Genomic DNA, 24,260 nt, shown 5'->3' on the forward strand with positions numbered 1-24,260 from the left:
TTCGCAGCAGCGTAGACGAGTTTGGTCAGTTGGCCGCCCAGAAGATGTAATCAGCCTGGTACTTCACCACTGCCTGCTGGCCCTTGTTGGCCGCCGTGCATTCGGTGCTCGGTGCTACGCCACCCTTGAGGGCGACCCGTTGAATGTAGGCGACGCCGCTCATTGCACCCTTGCCTTCGGCGGGGTTGGCCTTGACCAACTGATAGGGCAGGTTGCCGGGGCTGGACGGCGCCACCGCCAACTGGGTGCCGGTGACTTTCGAGCCGTCCTTGGCCTGCCAGGTGGCCGGCGGGCCGAAGTAACTGCCGACCTGCTGGCCATTGCGGTCATTGAGTACGGCCTTGGGCCCGACGAAAAACCATTCGGTCTGGCCGGCAGCGTTGGCCTTGTCGCGGCACTCGTAAGTGATTTCGCCGACTCCAGTGGTTTCCATTGCCACCTTGTGACCGTCCGGCACCTTGATGCTGTCGGGTAAACCGGTCTGGGCAAAGGCGGTCGGTGCAGCGGCAAACAGGCAGGTCACGCAGAACAGGGCTTTGGCGTTCATCGGTGTCTCTCCGTAGGGGCAGCAAGGCGCTGCTGCCTGTACTACCCACGGCACGCGAAAACGGATGCAGCGATTAGAAAATAAATCAGCAAGGGCGCACACTGTGGCCCCCGCACTACCAGAGGAGCGATTGGCAATGACCGGTGTTCACACGTCTGCTCAACAGGGTTTCTCTACTCAGGCCGTCACCTACGCCCAAGGCCGACCGGACTATCCACGGCAACTCACGGGCTGGCTGACCGACGCCCTGCAGATCAATCCCCATTCCACCGTCATCGACCTGGGGGCCGGCACCGGCAAGTTCACCCGCTTGCTCAATACCGTGGCGCCGACGTTGATCGCGGTCGAGCCGGTGGAGGCGATGGGCGCGCAGTTGAAGAAATTGCTGCCGCAGGTGCGCCTGCTCTCGGGCACCGCCGAAGCCATCCCCCTGGAAGCGGCCACCGCCGATGCGCTGGTATGTGCCCAGGCATTCCACTGGTTCTCCACGGAAGCGGCCCTGGCGGAAATTCACCGGGTGCTCAAGCCGGACGGTCGCCTTGGGTTGATCTGGAATGTGCGGGATGAGTCGGTGGACTGGGTTGCAGCGATCACCGAGATCATCACGCCCTACGAGGGTGACACCCCGCGTTTTCACACCGGGCGTTGGCGCGAGGCGTTCACGGGTGAGTATTTTTCCACCCCCGAAATGACCTGCTTCCCCTACAGCCACGTGGGCAGCCCCCAGGAAGTGATCATGGATCGCTTCCTTTCCGTGAGCTTTATCGCAGCGTTGCCGTCGGCGGAAAAAGCACAGGTGACCGAGCAGTTGCAGGCGCTGATCAACACGCATCCGGCGTTGCGCGGTCGTGAGACAGTCGCCTTCCCGTATCAGACCCAGGCCTACCGCAGCCAGCGACTGGCAAGAAAGGCATAAAGTCAGAACGTTTTGATATAAGTAGTTATAAGAAATATCGCTATGCTGCGGCCAGAATTTTATAAGGCCGCAGGTAGTGGTAATGGATGTAGGTAATTTTGGTTTCTCGATTGCTGGCCTGATTGTTGGATTTATCGTGGGTATGACCGGTGTCGGCGGCGGCTCGTTGATGACGCCGATCCTGCTCTGGTTCGGCATCAACCCGGCCACCGCCGTGGGTACCGACCTGTTGTATGCCGCCATCACCAAGTCGGGGGGTGTGCTGGTTCACAGCAAGAATCGAAACATCGACTGGACCATCACCGGCTGGTTGACCCTGGGCAGCGTGCCTGCAGTGTTGCTGACCTTGTGGTTCCTCAAGAGCCTGGACACCGATCCCGCCGCCTTGAACGCGGTCATCAAGCAATCCCTGGGCGTGGTGTTGCTGCTGACGGCCACGGCGATCCTGTTCAAGAACAAGCTGCTGGCGTTCGCCCAGCGGCATGCCGGCGACGACTACAAGATGGCGCCGCGCAACCTCAATGGGCTGACCGTCGTTACCGGCGCTATCCTCGGCACCATGGTGGCCCTGACCTCCATCGGCGCCGGCGCCCTGGGCACCGTGGCGCTGTTTATCCTGTACCCGTTCCTGGCCACCAAGCGCCTGGTGGGCACCGAAATCGCCCACGCCGTGCCGCTGACCCTGGTCGCCGGCCTCGGCCACGCGAGCATGGGCAACATGGACTGGACCCTGCTGGGCTTCCTGTTGCTGGGCTCGCTGCCGGGGATTTATGTCGGCAGCCACATGGCCGGCAAGGTCCCGGACGGGATATTGCGTCCTTGCCTGGCGTTCATGCTGGTGATGATCGGCTTCAAGCTGGCGCTTTAACGCGCCGGCCCATTGCCGATCTGCCATACAAACGGCGGCTCGGTGCCGTTGATCACCCAGTCGCCGACAATCCGCGCCTTGTAGATCACCGGGTTGTGGGACGACACCGTGCGTGCATTGCGCCAGTGCCGATCGAGGGCTTTGCCCTGGCGCACATCCGACGCCCCCAGCGCGTTGAACAGTTCAGTGGTGGCGCGCTGGATCAGTTGCGAAACCACTACCTGCGCCGTGGCTGATTCAATCTCGGCCGCCACGTTGGCTTCGCGCTCGACGGCATCGTCCCCACCAAATCGCGCCACATAAGCCCGCTGCGCCGGAACTGCGGCCTTCAGCGCACTGGCTTCGGCGGCATACACCAGTGCTGCGACTTCGCCCACCACCTGCTGTATCTGCGAATCCTGGCTCACATGGGCCGCATTGCCGTGGCTGTAGATCCGCTTGCGGCTGCGCACCTGATGCGCCACATCCTTGAGGGCTGCGCGGCCGATGCCGGCGAGGGTGGCGAGCAGTACCAACTGGTAGAACGCAGTCTGGTATTTGAAGCGGGTAGCAAAGTCGATGACGTTTTCCGCCTCCACCACCGCATCGGTAAAACGCGAGGTGCCGCTGCCGGTGGTGCGTTGGCCAAAGCCGTCCCAGTCATCGCTTTGCACCACGCCGGGCTGGCGGGTGCGGGTGGCGGCAATCACGTCGCCGCCGGTGTCGCTGCGTTGGGCATAGACGTCGATCCAGTCGGAAAACAGGCTGCCGGTGCTGTAGAACTTCTCACCGTTGAGTTTCCATTTATCGCCGTCGGGGCTGACTTTAGTGACAACATCGCCGATGGCCACGCTGCCGATTTCGGTCCAGGCGCAGCCGACGATGTCGCCGTCGACAAAGCGTTTGAACCAGATGTCCCGCGCTGCGCCAGGTGCGGCGTTCAGGCGGTCTTCGGCAAACGCGAAATGTCCACGCAGGGCCTGGGGCACGTTGGAGTCGGCTTCGGCGAGCTCGATCAGCAGTTCAAACAACTGAGGCAGGGAGGCGCCACCACCGCCGTATTCCACGGGCACGCGCACGGCGCCAAAGCCGGCTTGCTTGAGCCATTGGATCGGCTCGTAGGGCAGGGCGCGGGTGTGTTCGCGTTCTACGGCACCCTCGGCGATGCGCTGGAAAATCGGCCGGAAGCGTTCGGCCAGGGCGTGATAATCGACGCCGGTGGACAGTGGATTGATCACGTGATGTTCGGTCATGGGGAAGGCTCCTGGGCAGTTGGACAGTGGAGCTATTGCACGGTCCATGCCGGGCGCCAACGGCCGTGTTTGCGGGCGCGGGGCGAATCCAACTGTTGCTGTGGCAACAGCAAAACGACAAACCACCGCAATCCATGACACCTTCCCGCAGGTCGTTTTTCGCCCATTTCAGCGCGCCAGGCCCCTTGGTCCGGGCCTCTCGCAGTGACTGGCACAGTTGCTGCTCCCTACGCTGTACATGCCAATCCACGAGGTACAGTCCGATGAGTCAGCAAGCCGTTAAATTTGCCTACTGGGTGCCCAACGTCAGCGGGGGGCTGGTGGTCAGCAAGATCGAACAGCGCACCCACTGGGGCATCGATTACAACCGCAAGCTGGCGCAGTTGGCTGAAGAAGCCGGCTTCGAGTACGCCCTGACACAAATTCGTTTCACCGCCGGTTATGGCGCCGAATACCAGCATGAGTCCGTCGCGTTCAGCCACGCGTTGCTGGCGGCCACCACCAAGCTCAAGGTGATCGCGGCAATCCTGCCCGGCCCTTGGCAGCCTGCGCTGGCGGCCAAGCAACTGGCAACCATCGACCAGCTCACCAACGGCCGCGTGGCCGTCAACATTGTCAGCGGTTGGTTCAAGGGCGAGTTCCAGGCCATCGGCGAACACTGGCTGGAGCATGACGAGCGTTATCGCCGCTCCGAAGAATTTATCCGCGCCCTGAAAGGCATCTGGACCCAGGACAATTTCACCTTCCGCGGGGATTTCTACCGCTTCGACAATTACAGCCTCAAGCCCAAGCCTCTGGGCGAACCGCACCCGGAAATCTTCCAGGGCGGCAGTTCGCGAGCCGCGCGGGACATGGCCGCTCGGGTGTCGGACTGGTACTTCACCAACGGCAACACCCCGGAAGGCATCAAGGCGCAGGTGGACGATATTCGTGCCAAGGCCGCTGCCAACCACCATTCGGTGAAAGTCGGGGTCAACGCGTTTGTGATCGCCCGTGACACCGAGGAAGAAGCCCGCGCCGTGCTCGCGCAAATCATCGAGCAGGCCGACCCGGAAGCCGTCAACGCATTTGGCGACGCGGCGAAACAGGCGGGCAAGGCATCACCGGAAGGCGAGGGCAACTGGGCCAAGTCGACCTTTGAGGATCTGGTGCAATACAACGACGGCTTCAAGACCAACCTGATCGGCACCCCGCAACAGATCGCCGAGCGCATCGTCGCGTTGAAGGCGGTCGGCGTGGACCTGGTGCTGGCGGGCTTCCTGCACTTCCAGGAGGAAGTCGAGTACTTCGGCCAGCGCGTGCTGCCGCTGGTGCGCGAGCTGGAAGCCAAGGCCGGGATCAAGCAAGTCGCCTGAACACCACCACCGCCGCACGCAATTTGTTATTGCCGAACCGGCACATTCGCTCGAACTCCCCGTGGCTGACCGGCAGGTGCTGGCAGTCCATGGGCTGGCGATGCTGGCTGTGGTCCACGTCCGGGTCGTGCAGGTAGACGAAGTCCTCGTCGCAGTCGGTGACGATCACCCAATGGGGCGATTTGGAGCGTGTGAGCCGGTAGCTGCTGATCAACACCAGCGGCTGCCCACCGTCCCGCAGCACCTGGGGTAAATCCAGGGGGCCGCCGAGCACTTGCTCAACGTCGCTCAACGCCAACTCTTCCTCGAAGGCGTCATGCACCAAACGCATGACGTCTTTTTTATGCGCATCACGCACCCCGTCGAGAAACAACGGCCCGCTGACGTTGACCTGCATGCGCACCCGAAAGCCCCGGCGCCACGCGGCGAGTGCCAGGCCTTGGGGGCTGCAACCACCATGGCCGGCGGTCATGAACACGGTGGTTGCTTCGCGCCAGATCTGCAGCTCTTCCCGGCGCTGTGCCACCCGCGCAGGTTCCAGGGCACCCATGGCCATCAGCAGGCTGGCGGCGCCACAGGTGAAGTCGGTGGTCTGTTGGTAATAGGGCACACTCAAGGCCCGCGCGTCCTGGTGCTGGAGGATGCGTTTCTCCAGGCGCAGGGCCGGGGCGTGGTCTTCGTAGTAGTCGTTGATCAGGGCAAAACGTCGGTAGCCGTTGCGCTCGTACAGGGCGATGGCACCGGGGTTGTCGGTGCGCACTTCCAGGCGCAGGTAGGCGCAGTCATGTTCTACGGCGCAGGCTTCGATGCGCGTCAGCAGTTGCTTGCCCAGTCCCAGGCCCCGGGAGGACTCGGCGATGGCGATGGAATACAGGCGCGCCAGGGAGGTGCCCCGGTGGAACAGCACCAGGGCGTAGCCCAGCAATTCGTCATCTTTTTCTGCCACCAGCAGTTGCCCGTGGGCGCGGCTGACCATCCACTGGAAGCTGCGGGTGGAGAGCCGGTCCGTGGTGAAACAGTGCTGTTCCAATGCCACCAATGCAGGCACGTCATCGGGTGTTGCAACGCGAAAGGAAAGAGCCATGTGACCGCCGTAAAAGTTGCGTAACGAAACGGGACTTCTCTAAAAGATCGTGCTTAATAGAAAAGGTCTAGTTCTCTAAAGCGGATCAATCAATATGTCAGCGGTACAAGGTCATTGGCGTGAAGTATCCGAGCAAACAGTGGCGGCGACAATAACTTCCAACGGTTATTTTTCAAGCCCTCCCAAGAGTGCAAGTCAAGTCGTGATTATTGTCGAACGCAAGGAAGACTGGGCGTCGTACTTTCCCAGTGAAGACATCGTCACCGCCCAGGAATACCTTGAGCAAACCCGGGAAAGCGAGACGGGCAAGCGGGTGCAGGTGATCAACCTGTGCCGCAGCTACAAGTACCTGGGGCATGGTTACTACTGCTCGCTGCTGGCCGAGGCGCGGGGCCACAAGGTGATTCCGTCGGTGCGCACCATCAGCGAACTGACCAAGAAATCCCTGTATGGCCTGGCCCTGGATGACCTGGATAAAACCCTCGACAAAGCCTTGAGTCACCATCTCTACAGCAACACCGAAGGCTTTACCCTGACACTTTACTTTGGCCGAACCAATATTGAACCCTTGCAGGATTTGGCCCGCCAATTGTTTGAAGCATTTCCCTGTCCGATCCTGTTAGTTGAGTTTCGCAAGAATAACGGCTGGCACATCGAAGGCATTAAGTCTGGCGTATTGCACAAGTTGCGGGATGACCAGGAAGATCAATTTGCCAATGCGCTGGATAACTTCAGCCGCAAGATCTGGCGCCAACCACGCTCCCGACGGTTGGCCCGCTACGACCTGGCGATCCTGCACGATCCCCAGGAACAATTGCCGCCGTCCAACGCCCGCGCCCTGGACAATTTCGTCCGGGTGGGCAAGGGCCTGGGCATCGATGTGGAGCTGATCGAACGCAAGGACTACGCCCGCCTGGCCGAATACGACGCCTTGCTGATCCGCGAGACCACCAGCGTCGACAACCACACCTACCGCTTCGCCAAAAAGGCCGAGAGCGAAGGGCTGGTGGTGATGGATGACCCGGCGTCGATCCTGCGCTGCACCAACAAGGTCTACCTGACCGACCTGCTGAAAAGCCACCAGTTGGGCATGCCGGCCACCGAAATTCTCTACAAGGAGCGACCCGAAGATTTCGAACGGGTGGGCGAGCGCCTTGGCTTCCCGCTGGTGCTGAAGATCCCCGACGGGTGTTTCTCCCGCGGCGTGATCAAGGTCGAAAGCCAGCAAGCGCTGCTGACCGCCACTGCCGAACTGTTCGAGCATTCAGTGTTGCTGCTGGCCCAGGAATTTTTCTACACCGAGTACGACTGGCGCATCGGCGTCCTCAACCGCAAACCGATCTTTGCCTGCCAGTACTTCATGTCCAAGGGCCATTGGCAGATCTACAACCACAAGGCCATCGGCCAGGACATCAACGGCGAGTGCCGCACCCTGGCAGTCCACGAAGCCCCCAAGGCGGTGGTGGAACTCGCGGTGAAAACCGCCAACCTGATCGGCGACGGCCTGTATGGCGTCGACCTCAAGCAATCCGGCGACAAGGTGGTGGTGATCGAGGTCAACGATAACCCCAACATGGACGCCGGCATCGAAGATGCCTACCTGCAAGACGACTTGTATTCCCTGGTACTGGAAGAATTCGTACGACGCCTGGAGTTGAAGCGTCAAGGCCAGGTGTGGTGACGCGCGATGATCCAGCGCTTTGAATTAACCGATGGCAAGTTGTACAACAGCCTGGGGGACGGCGGGGATGTCTTGCTGTTCAGCAATCCGGACCCCCACGAGCGCAAGTACCTGCGCGACTGCTACAAGCTCGACGAACATGCCCTGGCCTCGGCGCTGGACCCGGACGAAGTGTCCCGCATCGAGTTCCACCCCGATAACCTGTTCCTGATCTGGAAGCGCCCGGAGAACTATTCCGGCGGCGGCAACCTGGTGTTTGAAGTGTCGTCCTGCGGCCTGCTGTTTTCCGGGGACCAACTCCTGGTGATCGCCACCGACGACAGCCAACTCTCCGGGCTGGGTTCACGTCGGCCATTACGTACGCCACTGGATGTGTTGCTGGACCTGCTGCTCAACAATATCCACCACTACCTGGGCCACCTGAAGGTGATCAAGATGGTCGCCCGGGAGTTGCAGCAGCAGTTCAACGCATCGATGAGCAACCGCCACCTGATGCAGATGTTCAACCTCAGCGAAAGCCTGATCTATTACATCAACGCCCTGCACAGCAACGGCGCGGTGCTGACGCGCCTGCGCAACCATGGGGAAAAGGAACATTTCAGCGCTGAAACACTGGGCCTGATCGATGACCTGATCATCGAGAACAACCAGTGCTACAAACAGGCGGAGATCTACTCCAACGTGTTCTCCGGGCTGATCGATGCCCGGGGCAACCTGATGAACAACAGCATGAACAACCTGCTGCGCAAGCTGACGTTGATCAACGTGGTGTTCCTGCCGCTGAACCTGATTGCGAGCGTGGGCGGGATGTCGGAATTCAGCATGATGACGGCGGGGACGCCGTGGTGGATTTCGTATCCGTTGTTCATGGCGGCGATGGGGCTGGGAGCGGGGTTGATGGTGTTGGGGTTGAAGCGGATTGCGGGGAGTGGCGACAAGGCAGTATGACCAAAATCCTGAATATCACTGAGGTCTGAATGTGGGAGCGGGCTTGCTCGCGAAAGCGGTGGATCAGTCGCTGTAGATGGCGACTGTCACACCGCTTTCGCGAGCAAGCCCGCTCCCACAGGGGATGTGCGCCATTCAGACGTCCGGTTGCAACGTCAACACCTCAAACCCGTCCCGCGTCACCGCCACGGTATGTTCCCACTGTGCCGACAGGCTGTTATCCCGCGTCACCACCGTCCAGCCATCCTTCAAGCTGCGCACCTTGGCGCTGCCCTGGTTGAGCATCGGCTCAATGGTAAACACCATGCCTTCGCGCAGTTCCATTCCGGTACCGGGGCGGCCGAAGTGCAGGATTTGCGGCTCTTCGTGCATCTCGCGGCCGATGCCGTGCCCGCAATATTCACGCACCACGCTGTAGCCGTTGTTCTGGGCATGGCTCTGGATGGCGTAGCCGATATCCCCCAGGCGCGCGCCGGGTTTGACCTGGCGGATCCCGGCCCACATGGCCTCAAACGTCATTTCCACCAGGCGTCGAGCCTTGGGCGCGACGTTGCCGATCATGTACATCTTGCTGGAGTCGGCAATGAAACCGCCTTTTTCCAGGGTGATGTCGATATTGACGATGTCGCCGTCCTTGAGCACGGCCTTGGCGCTCGGCATGCCATGGCACACCACCTCGTTGATCGAGGTGTTGATGCAGAAGGGGTAGTCGTACTGGCCCAGGCTCGCCGGCCGCGATTGCAGGTCGTTGCGGATGAACGCTTCGACGGCGCTGTCGATCTCCAGGGTCGACTGGCCGGCGGCGACAAAGCCGTCAAGCATGGTAAACACCTGGGCCAACAGGCGGCCGGATTCGCGCATCACCGCGAGTTGTTCCGCCGTCTTGATCATTGCGCGCGCCCCCGGATCAGGTCGGGTTTGTCCAGCAGCAGCTTGTTGATCAGGTCGTTATAGGCCAGGTGCGGATTGAGTTCGGCGAGCAGGCCGATCTTGATCCAGAACTCGGCCTGGGCGTTGATGGAACGGTCCATGGTGGCGCTGGCCAGACGGAGTTGTTCGTGCAATTGGTCGGTGATCTTGACGATGCCCATAAGCTTCACTATGCAGGGTTGATATACAAAGCGTATACGTTTCGTATGCTCCGCGTAAAGCCTGGCGTTTCGCCATTGACTTGCCCGATGGCGCCGGTTAATTTTGATTCATGACATTTCAAACCTTTCGTTGCCAGCCAAGCATTATTACCGCCATTCCTCATTTGGCGGGATAGCGCACGGCTGCACCCAAACCCGCCCTAGAGGCGGGTTTTGTTTTTCCGTCTCCAGGGCCTTGTAAACACCCAGGAGACATCCATGAGTACCCGCCCGGCGAGCCAGCCCCAAGATTCGGGATTGCTTGAGCACTACGTGAAGAAGATCCTGGCCGCCCCGGTCTACGACCTGGCGGTGCGCACGCCATTGCAGGCAGCGCCGGCGCTTTCGGCGCTGCTGGGTAATCAGATCCTGCTCAAGCGCGAAGACTTGCAACCGACCTTTTCCTTCAAGATCCGTGGCGCCTACAACAAGTTGGTGCAACTCAGCGCCGAGCAAAAGGCCCGGGGCGTCATCACCGCGTCGGCGGGCAACCATGCTCAGGGCGTGGCATTGGCGGCGCGGGAGTTGGGGATCAAGGCGACGATTGTCATGCCGTGCAGCACCCCGGAGTTGAAGGTGTTGGGCGTCCGCTCCCGAGGCGGCGAGGCGGTGTTGCATGGGGCCAGCTTTCCGTTCGCCCTGGCCTATGCGTTGCAATTGGCCGAGGCCACCTGCAGCACGTTTGTCTCGCCGTTCGACGACCCGGACGTGATTGCCGGGCAGGGCACAGTGGGAATGGAAGTGCTGCGTCAGCAGCAGGGCCCGCTGGACGCGATCTTCGTCCCGGTGGGCGGCGGCGGGTTGATCGCCGGTATCGCGGCCTACGTGAAATACCTGCGCCCCGAAGTGCGCATCATCGGCGTCGAGCCCGAAGGCTCCAGTTGCCTGCTGGCAGCCTTGCGTGCGGGGAGCCGGGTGGTGTTGCCGAGTGTCGACAGCTTTGCCGATGGCACGGCCGTGGCCCAGATCGGCGCCTATGGTTTTGAAATCTGTCGGCACCATGTAGATGAGGTGATCACCGTCAGCAATGACGAATTGTGCAGTGCCATCAAGCTGATCTACGACGACACGCGCTCGATCACTGAGCCTTCAGGTGCCCTGGCTGTCGCCGGTATCCGCAAGTATGTCGGGAAGACTGGCCTCCAGGGGCAAACATGGGTGGCGATCAACTCCGGGGCCAATATCAACTTCGATAGTTTGCGGCATGTTGCTGAACGAGTGGCTGCTCAGACAGGTTAAACGTTTAACCTAAAGACTGTTTAATTTAGTTACATTCATCCGTTTGGATACTGGTTATAAAGGCGTCAAAAATTTTGTTGCGGGCACTTATAGCGAGCGGTCTTTCAATTTGCATGATGCCAAGGGAGGCTCATTGCAAGACGCATGAGTCGACGGCACGTAATTTTGTCCGAAAGCCCCGATTTTCCTGGGGCTCAGGGCAGTGCGCACGGCGGCACGTTTAATGCTTTATAAGATCCTGTTACAACTCTGAATGAGCTACAAGCACGACGGTTCATACCTCAAACGGGAGGGTTGATGGCGGTCTGCCACGTAACTTATATAAGTAATGTCGTCGCTTATGAGGAAAGGATCCAACGCATTTCGAGCGAGCCTAGTACGCTGGGTAAGTAAAGCCGTCTGCCAGGGCTGGTCAGGCGCAAACGGCGAGCGTGTCACCGCGTTCGCCAGCCGTACGAATAAAGAATATTGATAACAATCGATTGGCAATCTCATAAAAGGAGAGGTCGGCCATGCTTTCGGATCTGGAACTACGCGGCATTATTGAAGGAAGTTTCCTGCCTAAGCGCTGTGAAGTCACCAAGGCGCCAGACGCCTCACTGACAGTGAAGGTTTATCACGAGATCGACCATGACCGGGTCGACCTGGTGGTCACCGGCATTTGCGCGAACAAGCTCGACAGCAGTCGGGCGATCTGCAATTTGATTACCGAGTTGCGTGAAGACCTCAAGCACACCCACACCCATGCCCCGGCCCTCAAACGAGCCGGTGCGCGTCCTTTCTATTAAACGGACGTATATTAAACGGACGGTTGAGCTTCAATCAGTGAAGACTTGCGGGCCTGGAGAAACGCCAGGCCCAACGCCGTTTCCGTGATCACCGCCAGCAAAATCCCCGGGCCCGCGTGGCCGCTGATCCATTCGCTGATCCCCAACATCGCCAGCACAAAACAGCCGATCACAAAGCCGGAGGTCATGGCGTGCCGTGTCGCATCAGGTGGGGAATGGCGGGCGCGGTAAAACATGATGCCAATGGCCAGGAACAGCGCGGCGTTGCGTCGGGCGACCAGGCCGGTGGCACTGGAGTATTCAACACTCCACACCCACAGGAGCAGGTCCGGGCGCAAACCCCAGATCAGCGCGAGGGCAAAGCACAGCAGGGCAGTGAAGGTAGCGAGGGGACGGAAGTGCACTTGCATGGCGAATCCTTTCAGCCGTAACGAGCGCTCAAGGATACCCCTGTAGGAGCGCGCTTGCTCGCGAAGAACGCAAGGCCATCGCGTACATTCAGGATGCCCGCGTTTCGCTGGGGGCTTTCGCGAGCAAGCTCGCTCCTACAAAAAAAACGATCGGTTCAATTCTGGAAATCACAGGCTTCCGACAGTTTGCGATAGCCCACGTCCTGGACTTTCCCTTGACTGTCCACGAACTTGATATCGGCCTTGATCACCTTGCATTCATTGGTATCGGTTTCATGCATGGCAAGCACCTTCTGCACATCCATCTTCTCGCCGTAGTGATAAGGCGTGACGACGGGTGCGGTGTCAGCCTGCGCCATCCCCGTTACAGCCGTCAGGGCCAGTGCAGCACCGAGCATTAACGTACGCAGTTTCATGGTGTTTCTCCGCAAGTCGTTCGCAGGCTCAACAACGTGATGAGCCGCGGCCGCCCTGGGCAACGGCAGGAGCCGTGCGAGTGCGGTTGAATCAACTGTCTTCCCGGGGGATTAACCATCGATTAAGTGAGGCTTTACTGACAAAAGCTTCATCTTCATGGGGGCGTGGGCTGCGTGAGGGAAGCATCTATTACGCCTTTTTTTATCACCTCACAACCTGTCAACTCTGACAGTTGTCTGTCCTGGGAACTGTGCCATAACTAGGTTGCCCCGGCGCTTGAAACGTCTCACCCGCCGGCCATCAAACTGGCCTCCAAGGAAAGAATAGCCATGAACAATTTGATCAACCGCACGCTGGTTCTCGCGATGGCGGGTGCAACTGCCTATACAGGCGCTGTCAGCGCAGCAACATTCGTCGGTGAAGGCACGGCTGCCGGGAAGCAATGTGTTTCCTTGGCGGTCAACAACTCGGGCGTTGTGGTGGGTACCTGTACCCCGGGCACTACTTCGGGGCCATCCGTGGCGTGGGTCGCGTCCACGGCAGGCACTGAAGTTCCGCTACCGCCATTGGTGAGTGGCCAAGGCTGCACCGCCGTGGCTATAGACAATAACGGACAAATAGCGGGCTCATGCAAAATGGCAGACAATCGAGCCACCGCCGTCATCTGGAACAGCGCTACGCCGGGCGCTGCGCCGGTGGCGTTGCAAGCCGTCTCGGTATTGGGCACTGGATTACTGCCTGAGGCGCGCACTGTCATTAGTGCCTTCAACCAGAGCGATGTATTGGCCGGGGCGAGCTTAAGCGGTACCGGTGACGCAACGGCAGTGTTGTGGTTTTCCGGGAGTACAGCCCCGCTTCAAGTGTCCGCCCTGCACGACAACTGCTTTCCCGCCGACATCAACAACACGCCTATAAACGGTGTGCCCACCGTTGCGCTCGACTGCCCGAATCCTGCGTCTGGCAACACCGTCGCCAAAGTCGTGCAGAAAACCGGGCTACTGGGCACCTTGGTCACGACGCCCTTGACCACACCTGCCGGTAGCACGGGCTGCAGCGTAAGCAGCGTAAACAATGCAGTGCAGTTGCTGGGCACTTGCCACTTCTCGGCGCCGGATGTGCCCCAAGCCGTCTACTGGCCCAATCCAAGCGCCACGCCGGTTCAGTTGAGCAGCATCAGCGGTGTATCGGGGGCATCTCGAATCACCGGTTTGCGGTTGAACAATAACGGGCATGCCGTTGTGTCGTACCAGGACAGCAATGGCCATCATCTGTTGGCCTTCTGGACGCCTTCGTCGGGCAGCACTCAGTTGATTCCGCCGTTGGCAGGCGGCACACATATAGGCTTCGTGGATTTGAGTGATAACGACGTCGTGGCACTGACCAGCGAAAATGCCGGCGAGCATCACCAGGCCGCCACCTGGACTTCTGCGACGGGAACCGTGGCCATTCCACAGTTCGGCGGCGGTCAGGAAAGCGGTCTGACGGCGATATCCCCAAACGGCACTTATGTGGCAGGCGGTGCTGAAGACAGCACGGGCACCGACGATGCAGTCGTTGCAACGCTGCCATAGAAAAAGGCTCACCGGTTTACCGGACAAGTCTGATACAGCCAAGTTAATCGCTTTTGCTACCGTCGCCGCCAGGCCCATCAATCGGATGGCGTTGGCATTGGGTGGAGTTGGTTTGCAAAAGAAAATCGCAGCAGAGTTTCTTGGGACGTTCTGGTTGACCTTCTGCGGGTGCGGCAGCGCGATACTGGCCGCGGCGTTTCCGGAACTCGGGATCGGCTTCGCCGGTGTCGCCCTGGCCTTTGGCTTGACGGTGCTGACGATGGCCTACGCGGTGGGCAGTATTTCTGGTGCACACTTCAACCCGGCGGTGACCATCGGCCTATGGGTGGGGCGCCGGATGCCGGGCGTTGACGTGGTGCCGTACATCATTGCCCAAGTCGCCGGTGCGATTGTCGCCGCCGCCGTGTTGGCGCTGATCGCCAGTGGTCGTCCGGGGTTTGAAGTGGGCGCTTTCGCCGCCAACGGCTATGGCCAATTGAGCCCCGGGCATTACAGCCTGCTGGCCGCGTTGGTGGTCGAGGCGGTGGGGACGTTCTTTTTTGTGTTCATCATCATGCGTGTCACCGGCCCGGGTTCGGCTGTCGGGTTTGCGCCGATTGCCATTGGCCTGACCCTGACGCTGATTCACCTGGTGGCCATCCCCGTCACCAACACCTCGGTCAACCCGGCGCGCAGCACCGGGCCAGCATTGTTTGCCGGCGGGGAATACCTGATGCAGTTGTGGCTATTCTGGGCGGCACCGATAGTGGGGGCGGTGGTGGGCGCCATCGTTGCCCGGGCGGTTACCCGCGCTAGGGAAGCGTGAGCCTACCAGCTCATGCGTACCTGCGCATTACCGCTGAAACCCTCCAGCGTATAGCTGTCCAACTGGGTCTCCTCACATCTTCCAGAATTGCCTTTGTGTCGACGGGCGTTGCGCCTGGAACCAACGTGGCCAACACGATCCCGTGCTGCGCAAACCAAGTATCCGGCTCATGCTGGCCACTTCAATAGTGCAAATTGACCCCTATGCGTGTATGTCCGACAGCTTTTCCCGCTCCCGTGCGGCAACTGATCCCATTTGCAGAGGTGCCGTTACAGAAACCCGTAGGGAATCCGGGTTGAGTGGCGCTCTTTTCTGGGCTCAAAGTTTTCAATGGGGCATAGGGTGCTATAGACACAAAGGACACATGTTCCCATGCAATAGACTCCAGGTCTGTCGTGGTATCCAGTGGCGTTGCGCGAGCAACCGACGTGGCCAACACTATCCCTACGAACAAGCCAATCTTGATGTTTTTCATAAAATCTCCCGGCAACACAATGATGTTGGCGCCACTTCCTTGAGATCGAGGCGTAACCGGAGTCTTGACCCGAAAACCACGACTGACAACTGTCAAAGTTGACAGGTTGTGGAGGAAAGGAGAAAGGAGTACATGAGTTGCCCCCGCAGCGCGCGGGGGCAGGCGGGGTTAGCTCAATTGCTGGCGGTAGGGCAGGTCCGGCCCGGTCTTGCTGCAGGTGAGTGCGGCAGCGCGGATGGCGAAGGTGAGCATGCTGCTGATCTGCTCGCGGGACAGCTGTTGCAGGCCCTCCACCGAGTCCAATTGTTGCTCGGTCAGCCAGGCAATCAACGCGGCCTGGAAGGTATCGCCAGCCCCAACCGTGTCCGCCATGACGACCTTGGCCGCCGGCGCCGACCAACTGCCGTGCTGGCGGCTGAACACCGTCGCGCCGTCGCCGCCGCGGGTCAGGAACACCAGTTGGCAACGGTGCTGCAACCAGCCTTGCAGGACGCTTTCCGGGGTTTGGCCGGGGTAGAGCAGGTGCAGGTCTTCGTCGCTGACCTTGATCAGGTCGGCATGCTTGACCAGCTCGGCCACGCGGGCGCGCCATAGCTCGATATTCGGCTCCGGGTTCAGGCGTACGTTGGGGTCGAGGCTGATCAGGCGTTTGCCGCTTTCCCGGCGGACCAGGGCCAGCAGGGTGTCGGCAATCGGCTGCACCACCAGTGAGAACGAGCCGATGTGCACGCCACGCACTTCGTCACCCAATACGGGCAGATGCTCAAGTTGCAACTGGCGGTCAGCGCAGCCTTCACCGCGAAAGCTGTATTGCGGTGAACCGTTGGCACCCACGGCGACCATTGCCAGGGTGGTGGGCGCTGAGAATTCCACGAGGTAATCCTCGCCCACGCCTTCGTCCTTGAGCACCTGCAACAGGCGCCGGCCCAGATAGTCGTCGGAGATCCCGGCGAAAAAGCCCGCATCGATTCCCAGTCGACGCAAACCTACCGCGACGTTGAACGGCGAGCCGCCGGCAATCGCCTTGTAATTGACCCTGGATGCCTTGCCGCTGGCATCGTCCTCGCTGAAAAAATCAAACAGCGCTTCGCCACATACCAAATACATATTCGTTCGCTCTTAAAGGGATGCCACGTGCTGTTGATAACGCTCATAAGCCTGCTGGTAGGCGCTGACGCTGTCGGCGTGGGGCAGCGTGCGGCTGGCCGCGTCGACGCTGACGCAACGCTGGCACAGCTGCGCCAGGCTCTCACCGGACTGGCACCACGCCGCCTGGATCGCCGCGCCCAGGGCCGCAGCTTCGCTTTGTTCGGTGCAGATCACTTCGGTGTTCATGATATCCGCGACCATCTGCCGCCACACCGGGCTTTTCGAGCCGCCGCCGATCAGGCGGATACTCTGGCTTTGCAGGCCGGTCTGGCGCAACAGGTCGAGGCCGTAGCGCAGGCCGAAGGTGGTGCCTTCGACCACGGCGCGGCACAGGTTGGCGCGAGTCAGGTTGGTCATGGTCAGGCCGTGCAGGCTGCCGGTGGCGTGGGGCAGGGCGGGCACCCGCTCGCCGTTGAGGAACGGCAGCATGCTCACGCCATCGGCGCCAATCGGAGCCTCGGCTACCAGCGCGTTGAACGCCGCCAGGTCCAGGTCGAACAGCTCGCGAATGACCCCGGTGGCGTTGGTCAGGTTCATGGTGCAGATCAACGGCAGCCAGCCGCCGCTGGAGGAGCAGAAGGTCGCGACCGACGCCTGCGGGCTGACGTTGGCCTGATCGGCAAAGGCATACACGGTGCCGGATGAGCCCAGGCTCATGGTGATCACGCCGGGGGCGATATTGCCGGTGCCGATGGCGCCCATCATGTTGTCGCCGCCGCCGCTGGAGACTTGCGCATTCGGGTTAATGCCCAGACGTTCGGCGACGGCGGGCAGGATGGTGCCCACTGGCTGGCTGGCCTCGATCAACTCCGGCAGCGCCGCTTCCAGGCGCCCGTCGGGATCGATGTGGCGCAACAGTGCCAGGTCCCATTCCCGGGTACGTACATTGAAATAACCGGTGCCCGAAGCATCGCCATATTCCGCACAGGCGCGGCCGGTGAGCCAGTAGTTGAGGTAGTCGTGGGGCAGCAGGATGTGCGCGATGCGCGCGAACACCTCCGGGTGTTGCTCGCGGGTCCACAGCAGTTTGGACACGGTGTAACCCGGCGCGATGGCTACACCGAGGCGTTCCAGGGAGCCGCTTTCACCGCCCAGGTGTTGCAGCAGGCGATCGTTTTCCGGCGCGGTTTCGGTGTCGCACCACAGCTTGGCGGGGCGCAGTACCTGACCCTGGTCGTCGAGCAATACCAGGCCGTGTTGCTGGCCGGAGACGCCGATGGCGAGAATGTCTTGGCCGTCCACGCCAGCCTGTTGCAAGGCGCGGTGAGTGGCTTCGGTAAAGGCGTCGAGCCACTCCTGGGTGTTTTGTTCGCGGCGGCCATTGGCGCCGCTGATCAGCGTATGGCTGGCGGCGCCCAGGCCCAGGACTTTGCCGCTGCTGGCGTCCAGCACGATGGCCTTGGTGCCCTGGGTGCCGCAGTCGATGCCGAGGTAGAGGTTTTGCTGGGTCATTGTAGGTCGCTCAGCCTATTGTTATGGAGAACTCGGTCAATGTGGGAGCGGGCTTGCTCGCGAATACGGTGTGTCAGTTAACGCAAATATTGACTGATCCACCGCTTTCGCGAGCAAGCCCGCTCCCACATTTCTGATTCGGTTCCGTCAGTTGAGATTGGCGAGCAGCCGCTCCAGCGTTTTGCTCACACCCACATCCTGCAGGCTTTCGAAACACCGCTCAAACGCTGCCACAAACTCGGGCGAGTTGGGAATAGCCGCACCAAAAATCTCTTCCACCCCCAGCAGCCGCTTGCTGATCAACGCGTCTTCCGTCACCAGCCCCTGGCAAAACTCGGCGCGGGGATCCGGAATGCGGTAGATCACCCCATTTTCATCCACGCCTTTCAAGTACAGCGCCCATGCAGCCACCACCAGTGCGGCACGCTCGGTCTCGCGCCCGTCGGCAATCAGGCGGTTGATGGTGGGGACGGTGAACTTGGGAAACTTCGACGAACCGTCGGAGCACACGCGCTCCAACTGGTCGGCAATCGCCTGGTTGGAAAAGCGGTCCACCAGGGTCTGCTTGTATTCGGTCAGGTCGATACCCGGCACCGGTGCCAGGTTGGGCGTCACGTCCAGGTCCATGTAGGCGCGCATGTAGGCCACGAACAACGGGTCGTTCATGGTTTCGTGGACGAAGCGGTAGCCCTTCAGGAAACCCAGGTACGTCAGCGCCAGGTGGCTGCCGTTGAGCAGGCCGATCTTCATCTCTTCATACGGCGTCACGTCGTCGGTGAACTGCACGCCTACGGTTTCCCACGCCGGGCGGCCGTTGACGAACTTGTCTTCCAGTACCCACTGCACAAACGGCTCGCAGACCACCGGCCAGGCGTCGTCGATGCCGTGCTCGTCATGCAGTTGCAGGCGATGCGCAGTGCTGGTCATCGGCGTGATGCGGTCGACCATGGCATTCGGGAAGCTGACACTGGCCTTGATCCACTCGTGCAGGTCAGCGTCATGCAACGCGGCGAAGGCCAGCAACGCCTTGCGGGTCACGGCGCCGTTGTGGGGCAGGTTATCGCAGGACATCACGGTAAACGCCGGAACCCCGGCCGCCCGGCGCTGGGTCAAGGCCGCGCAGATAAAACCAAACACGGTTTTCGGTGAGCCCGGGTTGGCCAGGTCGTGCTGGATCTGCGGCAGGTGGGCCATGAACTCGCCGTTGCTGTCGTCGATGCAGTAGCCGCCTTCGGTGATGGTCAGCGAGACGATGCGAATCTGTGGGCTGGCCAGCTTGTCGATCAGCGCCTGGGCACCGTCTTCGGCCAGCAGCATGTCGCTGATGGAGCCGATCACACGCACTTCGGTGTCGTCGGTGTCGCCCAGTTCATACAGGGTAAACAGGTAGTCCTGGCCGGCCAGGTCGTCCCGGGCCTTGCGGTCTTCGGCGCGCAGGCCCACCCCGCAGATGCTCCAGTCCAGGCCCACGCCGGTATTCATCAAGGCGTCGGTGTAATACGCCTGGTGCGCGCGGTGGAAGCCGCCGACGCCAATGTGCGCTATGCCCTGGCTGGTATTGGCAATCGCATAGGCTGGCAGTTGCACTTCAGGCGCCAGTTGCGTGAGGTTTTGCTTGTTCAGTTTCATCGGGAAATTCTCGCGAAATCAGGCGGCGGCGCGCAGTGGACGGGCCACGGCAACACCGTCAGCGTCGAACAGATGGCATTGGGTCGGGTCCAGGTACAGCTGCAGGGTTTCGCCATACTGGCTGGCCATGTCGCCACGGATCCGCAGGGTCAACGGCTCTTTGCTGGCGGTGATGACGTGGCAGAAAGTGTCACTGCCCAGGCGCTCACCGACGTCGGCGGTAACGGTCAGGGTGGCCTGGCCAGGGGTGGCGATTTCCAGGTGTTCCGGACGAATACCCAGGGTCACCGCGCTGCCAACGCTCAAGGTGGCGCTGCTCAGGGGCAGGCTGATACGGCCGCCGGCGTCCAGTTCGACGTCGCAGCTCTGGGCATCCACGCGGCTGACCTTGCCTTTGAGGAAACCCATTTTCGGCGTGCCCAAAAAGCCTGCGACAAACAGGTTGGCCGGCTGGTGATACAGCTCCAGCGGCGAGCCCACCTGTTCCACGCGGCCGCTGTTCAGTACCACCACCTTGTCGGCCAGGGTCATGGCTTCGACCTGGTCGTGGGTCACGTAGATCATGGTGGCTTGCAGTTCTTTATGCAGGCGCGACAGCTCCAGGCGCATCTGCACCCGCAGGGCGGCATCGAGGTTGGACAGGGGTTCGTCGAACAGGAAGATCTTCGGGTTACGCACAATCGCACGGCCAATGGCGACACGCTGGCGCTGGCCGCCGGACAACTGCTTGGGCTTGCGCTCAAGCAAAGGGCCCAGCTCCAGGATACGCGCCGCTTCGTTGACCTTGCTCTCGACAATCTTCTTGTCGACGCCGGCCAGGTCCAGGGCAAACGACATGTTCTTGCGCACGCTCATGTGCGGGTACAGGGCGTAGGTCTGGAACACCATCGCCAGGTCGCGCTTGGCCGGGGTGACTTCGGTGATGTCGCGGCCATCCAGTTCGATGGTGCCTTCGGTGACTTCTTCCAGGCCCGCAATCAAGCGCAGCAGGGTGGATTTGCCGCAGCCCGACGGGCCGACGAACACCACGAACTCCTTGTCGTTCACTTCAAGGTCGATGCCCTTGATGATGGAGAAACCTTCGAAGCCTTTTTGCAGATTCTTGATTTTCAGGTTGGCCATGATGGGCCTCCGCTTCTAAATATTTTTGAAGGAGCCGTTACTTCACGGCGCCGAAGGACAAACCGCGGACCAGCTGTTTCTGGCTGATCCAGCCAAAGATCAGGATCGGCGCACAGGCCAGGGTCGACACGGCAGACAATTTGGCCCAGAACAAACCTTCGGGGCTGGAGTAGGAGGCGATCAACGCGGTGAGCGGCGCGGCATTGGACGAGGTCAGGTTCAGCGACCAGAACGCTTCGTTCCAGCACAGGATCAGCGACAGCAACACCGTGGAAGCCAGTCCGCCCTTGGCGATTGGCAGCAGCACCCGGACCATTTCCTGCCACAGGGTGGCGCCGTCCAGGCGGGCGGCTTCGAGGATGTCCTTGGGGATGTCCTTGAAGTAGGTGTAAACCATCCAGACCACAATCGGCAGGTTGATCAGGGTGTAGATGATGATCAGCGCAATGCGCGTGTCCAGCAGGCCGAAGCTCTTGGCCAGCAGGTAGATCGGCATCAGCACGCCTACCGGCGGCAGCATCTTGGTGGAGAGCATCCACAGCAGCGTGCCCTTGGTGCGCTTGGTCTCGTAGAAGGCCATGGAGTAGGCGGCCGGTACCGAGATCAGCAGGCACAACGCGGTGGCACTGAAGGAAATCAGCACTGAGTTCCAGGCGTAGCTGAAGTAGTTGCTGCGCTCGTTGATGTGCAGGTAGTTCTCCAGCGTCGGCGTGAAGATGAACTGCGGCGGCGTGGCGAACGCGTCGATTTCGGTCTTGAAGCTGGTCAGCACCATCCAGAAGATCGGGAAGAAAATCAGGATCGCGATGGCCCAGGCCAGGGTGCCGAGCAGCACGCTTTGCAGGCGGCGGGATTGTTGAAGCGTCATGGCGCGGCCCTCAAGGCTTGTCAGTCAGGTTTTTGCCGATCATCCGCACCAGGATGATCGCCGCGATATTGGCGATGACCACGGCAATCAAGCCGCCGGCCGAGGCCATGCCCACGTCGAACTGCACCAGCGCCTGGTTGTAGATCAGGTAGGCGAGGTTGGTCGAGGCGTAGCCGGGGCCGCCGTTGGTGGTGGTGAAGATTTCGGCGAACACCGAGAGCAGGAAGATGGTTTCGATCATCACCACCACGGCAATCGGGCGCGCCAGGTGCGGCAGGGTCAGGTGCCAGAAGATCGCGATAGCGCCCGCACCGTCGAGGCGGGCGGCTTCCTTCTGTTCCTGGTCGAGGGACTGCATGGCGGTCATCAGCAGCAGGATCGCGAAGGGCAGCCACTGCCAGGACACGATGATAATGATCGACAGCAACGGGTAATGGGCCAGCCAGTCCACCGGCTGGGCGCCGAACAGCTTCCACACGTAGGCGAGAATCCCCGACACCGGATGGAAAATCAGGTTCTTCCAGATCAGCGCACCGACGGTGGGCATGATGAAGAACGGTGAAATCAGCAACACCCGCACCAGGCCGCGACCGAAGAACTCGCTGGCTTCCAGCAGGGCGCTGATCAGTACGCCAAACACCACGCTGATCAGCAAGACGCTGCCCACCAGCAACAGGGTGTTGGTGGCGCCGGGCAAGAAGCCCGAGTCGGTGATGAAGTAGGTGAAGTTCTCCAGCCCCACGAACTGGTTTTCGCCGGGGTAGAGCAGGTTGTAGCGAATCAGCGAGAAGTACAGGGTCATGCCCAGCGGCACGATCATCCACAGCAGCAACAAGGCCACCGAGGGGCTGACGAGGAACCAGCCGGGGTTGATCAAGCGGCTTTTACGCGGCTTGTCCGGCGAAGCGGTTTGCACTTGGGCAGTGGTGGTATTCATGGTGATCAGGACCGATTAGAGACAGGTACGCAAAGCCCCTGTAGGAGCGAGGCTTGCTCGCGAAAGTATTCCAGGCGCATCGCTGCGGTGGATGTACCTTTTTCGCGAGCAAGCTCGCTCCTACAGGTGTTGGGGGTTACTTGGGATAACCAGCCCGCTTCATTTCGCGTTCGGTGAAGGTCTGTGCATCCGCCAGGGCTTTTTCGGCAGTGGAGCCGCCGGTCAGCGCGCTGGAGAAGAACTTGCCGACCTGGGTACCAATCGCCTGGAACTCAGGAATGGTCACCAGCTGGATGCCCACATACGGCACCGGCTTGGCCGACGGGTCTTTCGGGTTCGCAACTTTCAGCGATTCCAGCGTCACCTTGGCGAACGGTGCAGCCTTCATGTATTCGTCGCTGTAGGTCGACGTGCGGGTACCTGGCGGTACGTTCGCAATCCCGTCGGTCTTGGCGACCAACTGGCTGTATTCCTTGGAAGTGGCCCAGGTGGTGAAGACCTTGGCGGCGTCCTTGGCTTTGGAGCTGGTTGGAATCCCCAGCGACCAGGAGTACAGCCACGAAGTCCCTTTGTCGGTCTTCTCGTGGGGTGCAAAGGTGAAGCCGACGTGGTCAGCCACCTTGCTTTGGGTCTTGTCGGTCACGAACGAGCCGGCGACGCTGGCGTCGACCCAGATGGCGCACTTGCCGCTGTTGAACAGCGCCAGGTTTTCGTTGAAACCGTTGCTGGAGGCGCCCGGCGGGCCGGATTTCTTCATGTTGTCGACGTAGAAGTTCAGTGCGTCTTTCCACTCGGGCCCGTTGAATTCCGGCTGCCACTTCTCATCGAACCAGCGCGCACCGTAGCCGTTGGCCAGGGTGGTGATCAGCGCCATGTTCTCGCCCCAGCCAGCCTTGCCCCGCAGGCACAGGCCGTACTGTTCCTTGTCCTTGTTGGTGAGCTTCTCGGCGAACTCGCCGATCTGCGTCCAGGTGGGATGCTCAGGCATGGTCAGCCCGGCATCCTTGAACAGGTCGGTGCGGTAATAGGTGATGGAGCTTTCGGCGTAGAACGGCAGGGCGTACAGCGAGCCCTTGACGGAAAGGCCGTCACGCACGGATGGGAAAACGTCATCCAGGTCGTAGGAGGCAGGCAGGTCCTTCATCGGTTCCAGCCAGCCTTTGGCGCCCCAGAGTGCAGCTTCGTACATGCCGATGGTCAATACGTCGAACTGTCCACCCTGGGTGGCGATGTCGGTAGTGAGGCGTTGGCGCAGGACGTTTTCTTCGAGTACCACCCAGTTCAGCTTGATCTCCGGATGCTCGGTCTCGAAGGTTTTCGAGAGCTTCTGCATGCGGATCATGTCGCTGTTGTTGACGGTGGCAATGGTCAGGGTTTGCGCGCCAAGGCTGACGGCGCTGAGGGTCATGCAGGTACAGGCAAGCAGAGCTTTAGCTGTGAACTTCATCGCGCACTCCATTTCTGCGCCCAGGGGCTACAGAAGGACAGTTATTGTTGTTGTGTCTTCCACGACGGCAGGAAGAGTGTGCGTTGATTACAGCCTTCAATTGGCGTGCTGACAAATCCTTGAGAGCACTTTTACTGATACTTTTTTGCACTCGAATCGTTTTCGTGCCGGAAGATGCGTGACCAATCCA

General features: G+C 60.6%; 23 protein-coding genes. 9 read left to right on the top strand and 14 right to left on the bottom strand.

Annotated elements, in window-relative coordinates; translation table 11 throughout:
• Positions 1-25: 25 nt before the first annotated feature.
• Positions 26-547, bottom strand: coding sequence for a DUF3455 domain-containing protein (locus tag NVB75_RS01060; RefSeq protein ID WP_226475917.1), 522 nt, complete (start codon positions 545-547; stop codon positions 26-28).
• Between the two features lie 136 nt (positions 548-683).
• Here NVB75_RS01060 and NVB75_RS01065 point away from each other — a divergent pair, with 136 nt between their 5' ends.
• Both NVB75_RS01065 and NVB75_RS01070 read left to right on the top strand, forming a co-directional pair.
• Complete coding sequence (locus NVB75_RS01065; RefSeq protein ID WP_258345453.1) at positions 684-1,463, top strand: class I SAM-dependent methyltransferase; 780 nt, start codon at positions 684-686, stop codon at positions 1,461-1,463.
• Between the two features lie 82 nt (positions 1,464-1,545).
• Positions 1,546-2,331 carry a sulfite exporter TauE/SafE family protein gene (locus NVB75_RS01070; RefSeq protein WP_063029803.1) on the top strand — a complete coding sequence of 262 codons (786 nt, stop codon included), beginning with the start codon at positions 1,546-1,548 and terminating at the stop codon, positions 2,329-2,331.
• On the opposite strand, the gene NVB75_RS01075 is transcribed toward NVB75_RS01070, so the two are convergent.
• On the bottom strand, positions 2,328-3,563 hold the full coding sequence (locus NVB75_RS01075; RefSeq protein ID WP_258345454.1) for an acyl-CoA dehydrogenase family protein: 1,236 nt from the start codon (positions 3,561-3,563) through the stop codon (positions 2,328-2,330). The two genes, NVB75_RS01070 and NVB75_RS01075, sit on opposite strands and share 4 nt — an antisense overlap.
• Positions 3,564-3,826: 263 nt before the next feature.
• Between NVB75_RS01075 and sfnG the strand changes: the two genes are divergently transcribed.
• The gene (sfnG, locus tag NVB75_RS01080) at positions 3,827-4,918 is read left to right on the top strand and encodes a dimethylsulfone monooxygenase SfnG (protein ID WP_017475582.1); all 1,092 of its coding nucleotides are present in this window, start codon (positions 3,827-3,829) and stop codon (positions 4,916-4,918) included.
• Here sfnG and NVB75_RS01085 read toward each other — a convergent pair.
• Complete coding sequence (locus NVB75_RS01085; protein WP_258345457.1) at positions 4,902-6,002, bottom strand: GNAT family N-acetyltransferase/peptidase C39 family protein; 1,101 nt, start codon at positions 6,000-6,002, stop codon at positions 4,902-4,904. The genes sfnG and NVB75_RS01085 overlap by 17 nt on opposite strands.
• Before the next feature lie 94 nt (positions 6,003-6,096).
• Between NVB75_RS01085 and NVB75_RS01090 the strand changes: the two genes are divergently transcribed.
• Positions 6,097-7,683, top strand: coding sequence for a RimK family protein (locus NVB75_RS01090; RefSeq protein ID WP_258345458.1), 1,587 nt, complete (start codon positions 6,097-6,099; stop codon positions 7,681-7,683).
• Positions 7,684-7,689: 6 nt separating this feature from the next.
• The gene (locus tag NVB75_RS01095) at positions 7,690-8,631 is read left to right on the top strand and encodes a magnesium transporter CorA family protein (protein WP_258345459.1); all 942 of its coding nucleotides are present in this window, start codon (positions 7,690-7,692) and stop codon (positions 8,629-8,631) included.
• Between the two features lie 135 nt (positions 8,632-8,766).
• On the opposite strand, the gene map is transcribed toward NVB75_RS01095, so the two are convergent.
• Positions 8,767-9,522, bottom strand: a complete 756-nt coding sequence (gene map, locus NVB75_RS01100; protein WP_258345462.1) for a type I methionyl aminopeptidase — start codon at positions 9,520-9,522, stop codon at positions 8,767-8,769.
• Positions 9,519-9,722, bottom strand: a complete 204-nt coding sequence (locus tag NVB75_RS01105) for a ParD-like family protein (protein WP_017475587.1) — start codon at positions 9,720-9,722, stop codon at positions 9,519-9,521. The genes map and NVB75_RS01105 overlap by 4 nt, the downstream gene beginning before the upstream one ends.
• A gap of 258 nt (positions 9,723-9,980) precedes the next feature.
• On the opposite strand from NVB75_RS01105, the gene ilvA reads away from it, so the two are divergent.
• A complete protein-coding gene (gene ilvA / locus NVB75_RS01110) occupies positions 9,981-11,000 on the top strand; it encodes a threonine ammonia-lyase, biosynthetic (RefSeq protein ID WP_258345464.1) in 1,020 nt (339 codons plus the stop codon).
• Between the two features lie 512 nt (positions 11,001-11,512).
• Positions 11,513-11,788: a DUF1652 domain-containing protein gene (locus NVB75_RS01115; protein WP_063029815.1), complete on the top strand. Its 276-nt coding sequence runs from the start codon at positions 11,513-11,515 to the stop codon at positions 11,786-11,788.
• An 11-nt stretch (positions 11,789-11,799) separates the two neighbouring features.
• Here the strand turns inward: NVB75_RS01115 and NVB75_RS01120 are convergent, their stop codons facing one another.
• Together NVB75_RS01120 and NVB75_RS01125 are read right to left on the bottom strand one after the other, a co-directional pair.
• Positions 11,800-12,198 carry a hypothetical protein gene (locus tag NVB75_RS01120; RefSeq protein WP_258345473.1) on the bottom strand — a complete coding sequence of 133 codons (399 nt, stop codon included), beginning with the start codon at positions 12,196-12,198 and terminating at the stop codon, positions 11,800-11,802.
• Between the two features lie 155 nt (positions 12,199-12,353).
• Positions 12,354-12,614 carry a DUF2790 domain-containing protein gene (locus NVB75_RS01125; protein WP_008436118.1) on the bottom strand — a complete coding sequence of 87 codons (261 nt, stop codon included), beginning with the start codon at positions 12,612-12,614 and terminating at the stop codon, positions 12,354-12,356.
• Positions 12,615-12,944: 330 nt separating this feature from the next.
• Here NVB75_RS01125 and NVB75_RS01130 point away from each other — a divergent pair, with 330 nt between their 5' ends.
• Positions 12,945-14,186 (top strand): hypothetical protein, encoded by a 1,242-nt coding sequence (locus NVB75_RS01130; protein ID WP_008436119.1) that lies wholly within the window; start codon positions 12,945-12,947, stop codon positions 14,184-14,186.
• Positions 14,187-14,298: 112 nt separating this feature from the next.
• Positions 14,299-14,991 (top strand): aquaporin Z, encoded by a 693-nt coding sequence (aqpZ, locus tag NVB75_RS01135; protein WP_008436121.1) that lies wholly within the window; start codon positions 14,299-14,301, stop codon positions 14,989-14,991.
• Between the two features lie 643 nt (positions 14,992-15,634).
• Here the strand turns inward: aqpZ and NVB75_RS01140 are convergent.
• From NVB75_RS01140 to NVB75_RS01170, 7 genes are all read right to left on the bottom strand, one after another.
• Complete coding sequence (locus NVB75_RS01140) at positions 15,635-16,573, bottom strand: carbohydrate kinase (protein WP_258345479.1); 939 nt, start codon at positions 16,571-16,573, stop codon at positions 15,635-15,637.
• A gap of 12 nt (positions 16,574-16,585) precedes the next feature.
• Positions 16,586-18,067, bottom strand: a complete 1,482-nt coding sequence (gene xylB, locus NVB75_RS01145; RefSeq protein WP_258345480.1) for a xylulokinase — start codon at positions 18,065-18,067, stop codon at positions 16,586-16,588.
• A 147-nt stretch (positions 18,068-18,214) separates the two neighbouring features.
• The gene (locus NVB75_RS01150) at positions 18,215-19,696 is read right to left on the bottom strand and encodes a mannitol dehydrogenase family protein (RefSeq protein WP_258345482.1); all 1,482 of its coding nucleotides are present in this window, start codon (positions 19,694-19,696) and stop codon (positions 18,215-18,217) included.
• Between the two features lie 18 nt (positions 19,697-19,714).
• Positions 19,715-20,818 (bottom strand): ABC transporter ATP-binding protein, encoded by a 1,104-nt coding sequence (locus NVB75_RS01155; RefSeq protein ID WP_258345484.1) that lies wholly within the window; start codon positions 20,816-20,818, stop codon positions 19,715-19,717.
• 37 nt (positions 20,819-20,855) lie between these two features.
• Positions 20,856-21,686 carry a carbohydrate ABC transporter permease gene (locus tag NVB75_RS01160; protein WP_003215312.1) on the bottom strand — a complete coding sequence of 277 codons (831 nt, stop codon included), beginning with the start codon at positions 21,684-21,686 and terminating at the stop codon, positions 20,856-20,858.
• Between the two features lie 10 nt (positions 21,687-21,696).
• Positions 21,697-22,623, bottom strand: a complete 927-nt coding sequence (locus tag NVB75_RS01165) for a carbohydrate ABC transporter permease (protein ID WP_017475596.1) — start codon at positions 22,621-22,623, stop codon at positions 21,697-21,699.
• 136 nt (positions 22,624-22,759) lie between these two features.
• Positions 22,760-24,070, bottom strand: a complete 1,311-nt coding sequence (locus tag NVB75_RS01170) for a sugar ABC transporter substrate-binding protein (RefSeq protein WP_258345490.1) — start codon at positions 24,068-24,070, stop codon at positions 22,760-22,762.
• Between the last annotated feature and the right edge of the window lie 190 nt (positions 24,071-24,260).

Source organism: Pseudomonas sp. CBS (assembly GCF_024734645.1).
Taxonomy (GTDB): Bacteria; Pseudomonadota; Gammaproteobacteria; order Pseudomonadales; family Pseudomonadaceae; genus Aquipseudomonas.

Coding starts and splice junctions, on each gene's coding strand:
- NVB75_RS01060 (WP_226475917.1), bottom strand. CDS start 547: ATGAACGCCAAAGCCCTGTTCTGCGTGACCTGCCTGTTTGCCGCTGCA.
- NVB75_RS01065 (WP_258345453.1), top strand. CDS start 684: ATGACCGGTGTTCACACGTCTGCTCAACAGGGTTTCTCTACTCAGGCC.
- NVB75_RS01070 (WP_063029803.1), top strand. CDS start 1,546: ATGGATGTAGGTAATTTTGGTTTCTCGATTGCTGGCCTGATTGTTGGA.
- NVB75_RS01075 (WP_258345454.1), bottom strand. CDS start 3,563: ATGACCGAACATCACGTGATCAATCCACTGTCCACCGGCGTCGATTAT.
- sfnG (WP_017475582.1), top strand. CDS start 3,827: ATGAGTCAGCAAGCCGTTAAATTTGCCTACTGGGTGCCCAACGTCAGC.
- NVB75_RS01085 (WP_258345457.1), bottom strand. CDS start 6,002: ATGGCTCTTTCCTTTCGCGTTGCAACACCCGATGACGTGCCTGCATTG.
- NVB75_RS01090 (WP_258345458.1), top strand. CDS start 6,097: ATGTCAGCGGTACAAGGTCATTGGCGTGAAGTATCCGAGCAAACAGTG.
- NVB75_RS01095 (WP_258345459.1), top strand. CDS start 7,690: ATGATCCAGCGCTTTGAATTAACCGATGGCAAGTTGTACAACAGCCTG.
- map (WP_258345462.1), bottom strand. CDS start 9,522: ATGATCAAGACGGCGGAACAACTCGCGGTGATGCGCGAATCCGGCCGC.
- NVB75_RS01105 (WP_017475587.1), bottom strand. CDS start 9,722: ATGGGCATCGTCAAGATCACCGACCAATTGCACGAACAACTCCGTCTG.
- ilvA (WP_258345464.1), top strand. CDS start 9,981: ATGAGTACCCGCCCGGCGAGCCAGCCCCAAGATTCGGGATTGCTTGAG.
- NVB75_RS01115 (WP_063029815.1), top strand. CDS start 11,513: ATGCTTTCGGATCTGGAACTACGCGGCATTATTGAAGGAAGTTTCCTG.
- NVB75_RS01120 (WP_258345473.1), bottom strand. CDS start 12,198: ATGCAAGTGCACTTCCGTCCCCTCGCTACCTTCACTGCCCTGCTGTGC.
- NVB75_RS01125 (WP_008436118.1), bottom strand. CDS start 12,614: ATGAAACTGCGTACGTTAATGCTCGGTGCTGCACTGGCCCTGACGGCT.
- NVB75_RS01130 (WP_008436119.1), top strand. CDS start 12,945: ATGAACAATTTGATCAACCGCACGCTGGTTCTCGCGATGGCGGGTGCA.
- NVB75_RS01140 (WP_258345479.1), bottom strand. CDS start 16,573: ATGTATTTGGTATGTGGCGAAGCGCTGTTTGATTTTTTCAGCGAGGAC.
- xylB (WP_258345480.1), bottom strand. CDS start 18,067: ATGACCCAGCAAAACCTCTACCTCGGCATCGACTGCGGCACCCAGGGC.
- NVB75_RS01150 (WP_258345482.1), bottom strand. CDS start 19,696: ATGAAACTGAACAAGCAAAACCTCACGCAACTGGCGCCTGAAGTGCAA.
- NVB75_RS01155 (WP_258345484.1), bottom strand. CDS start 20,818: ATGGCCAACCTGAAAATCAAGAATCTGCAAAAAGGCTTCGAAGGTTTC.
- NVB75_RS01160 (WP_003215312.1), bottom strand. CDS start 21,686: ATGACGCTTCAACAATCCCGCCGCCTGCAAAGCGTGCTGCTCGGCACC.
- NVB75_RS01165 (WP_017475596.1), bottom strand. CDS start 22,623: ATGAATACCACCACTGCCCAAGTGCAAACCGCTTCGCCGGACAAGCCG.
- NVB75_RS01170 (WP_258345490.1), bottom strand. CDS start 24,070: ATGAAGTTCACAGCTAAAGCTCTGCTTGCCTGTACCTGCATGACCCTC.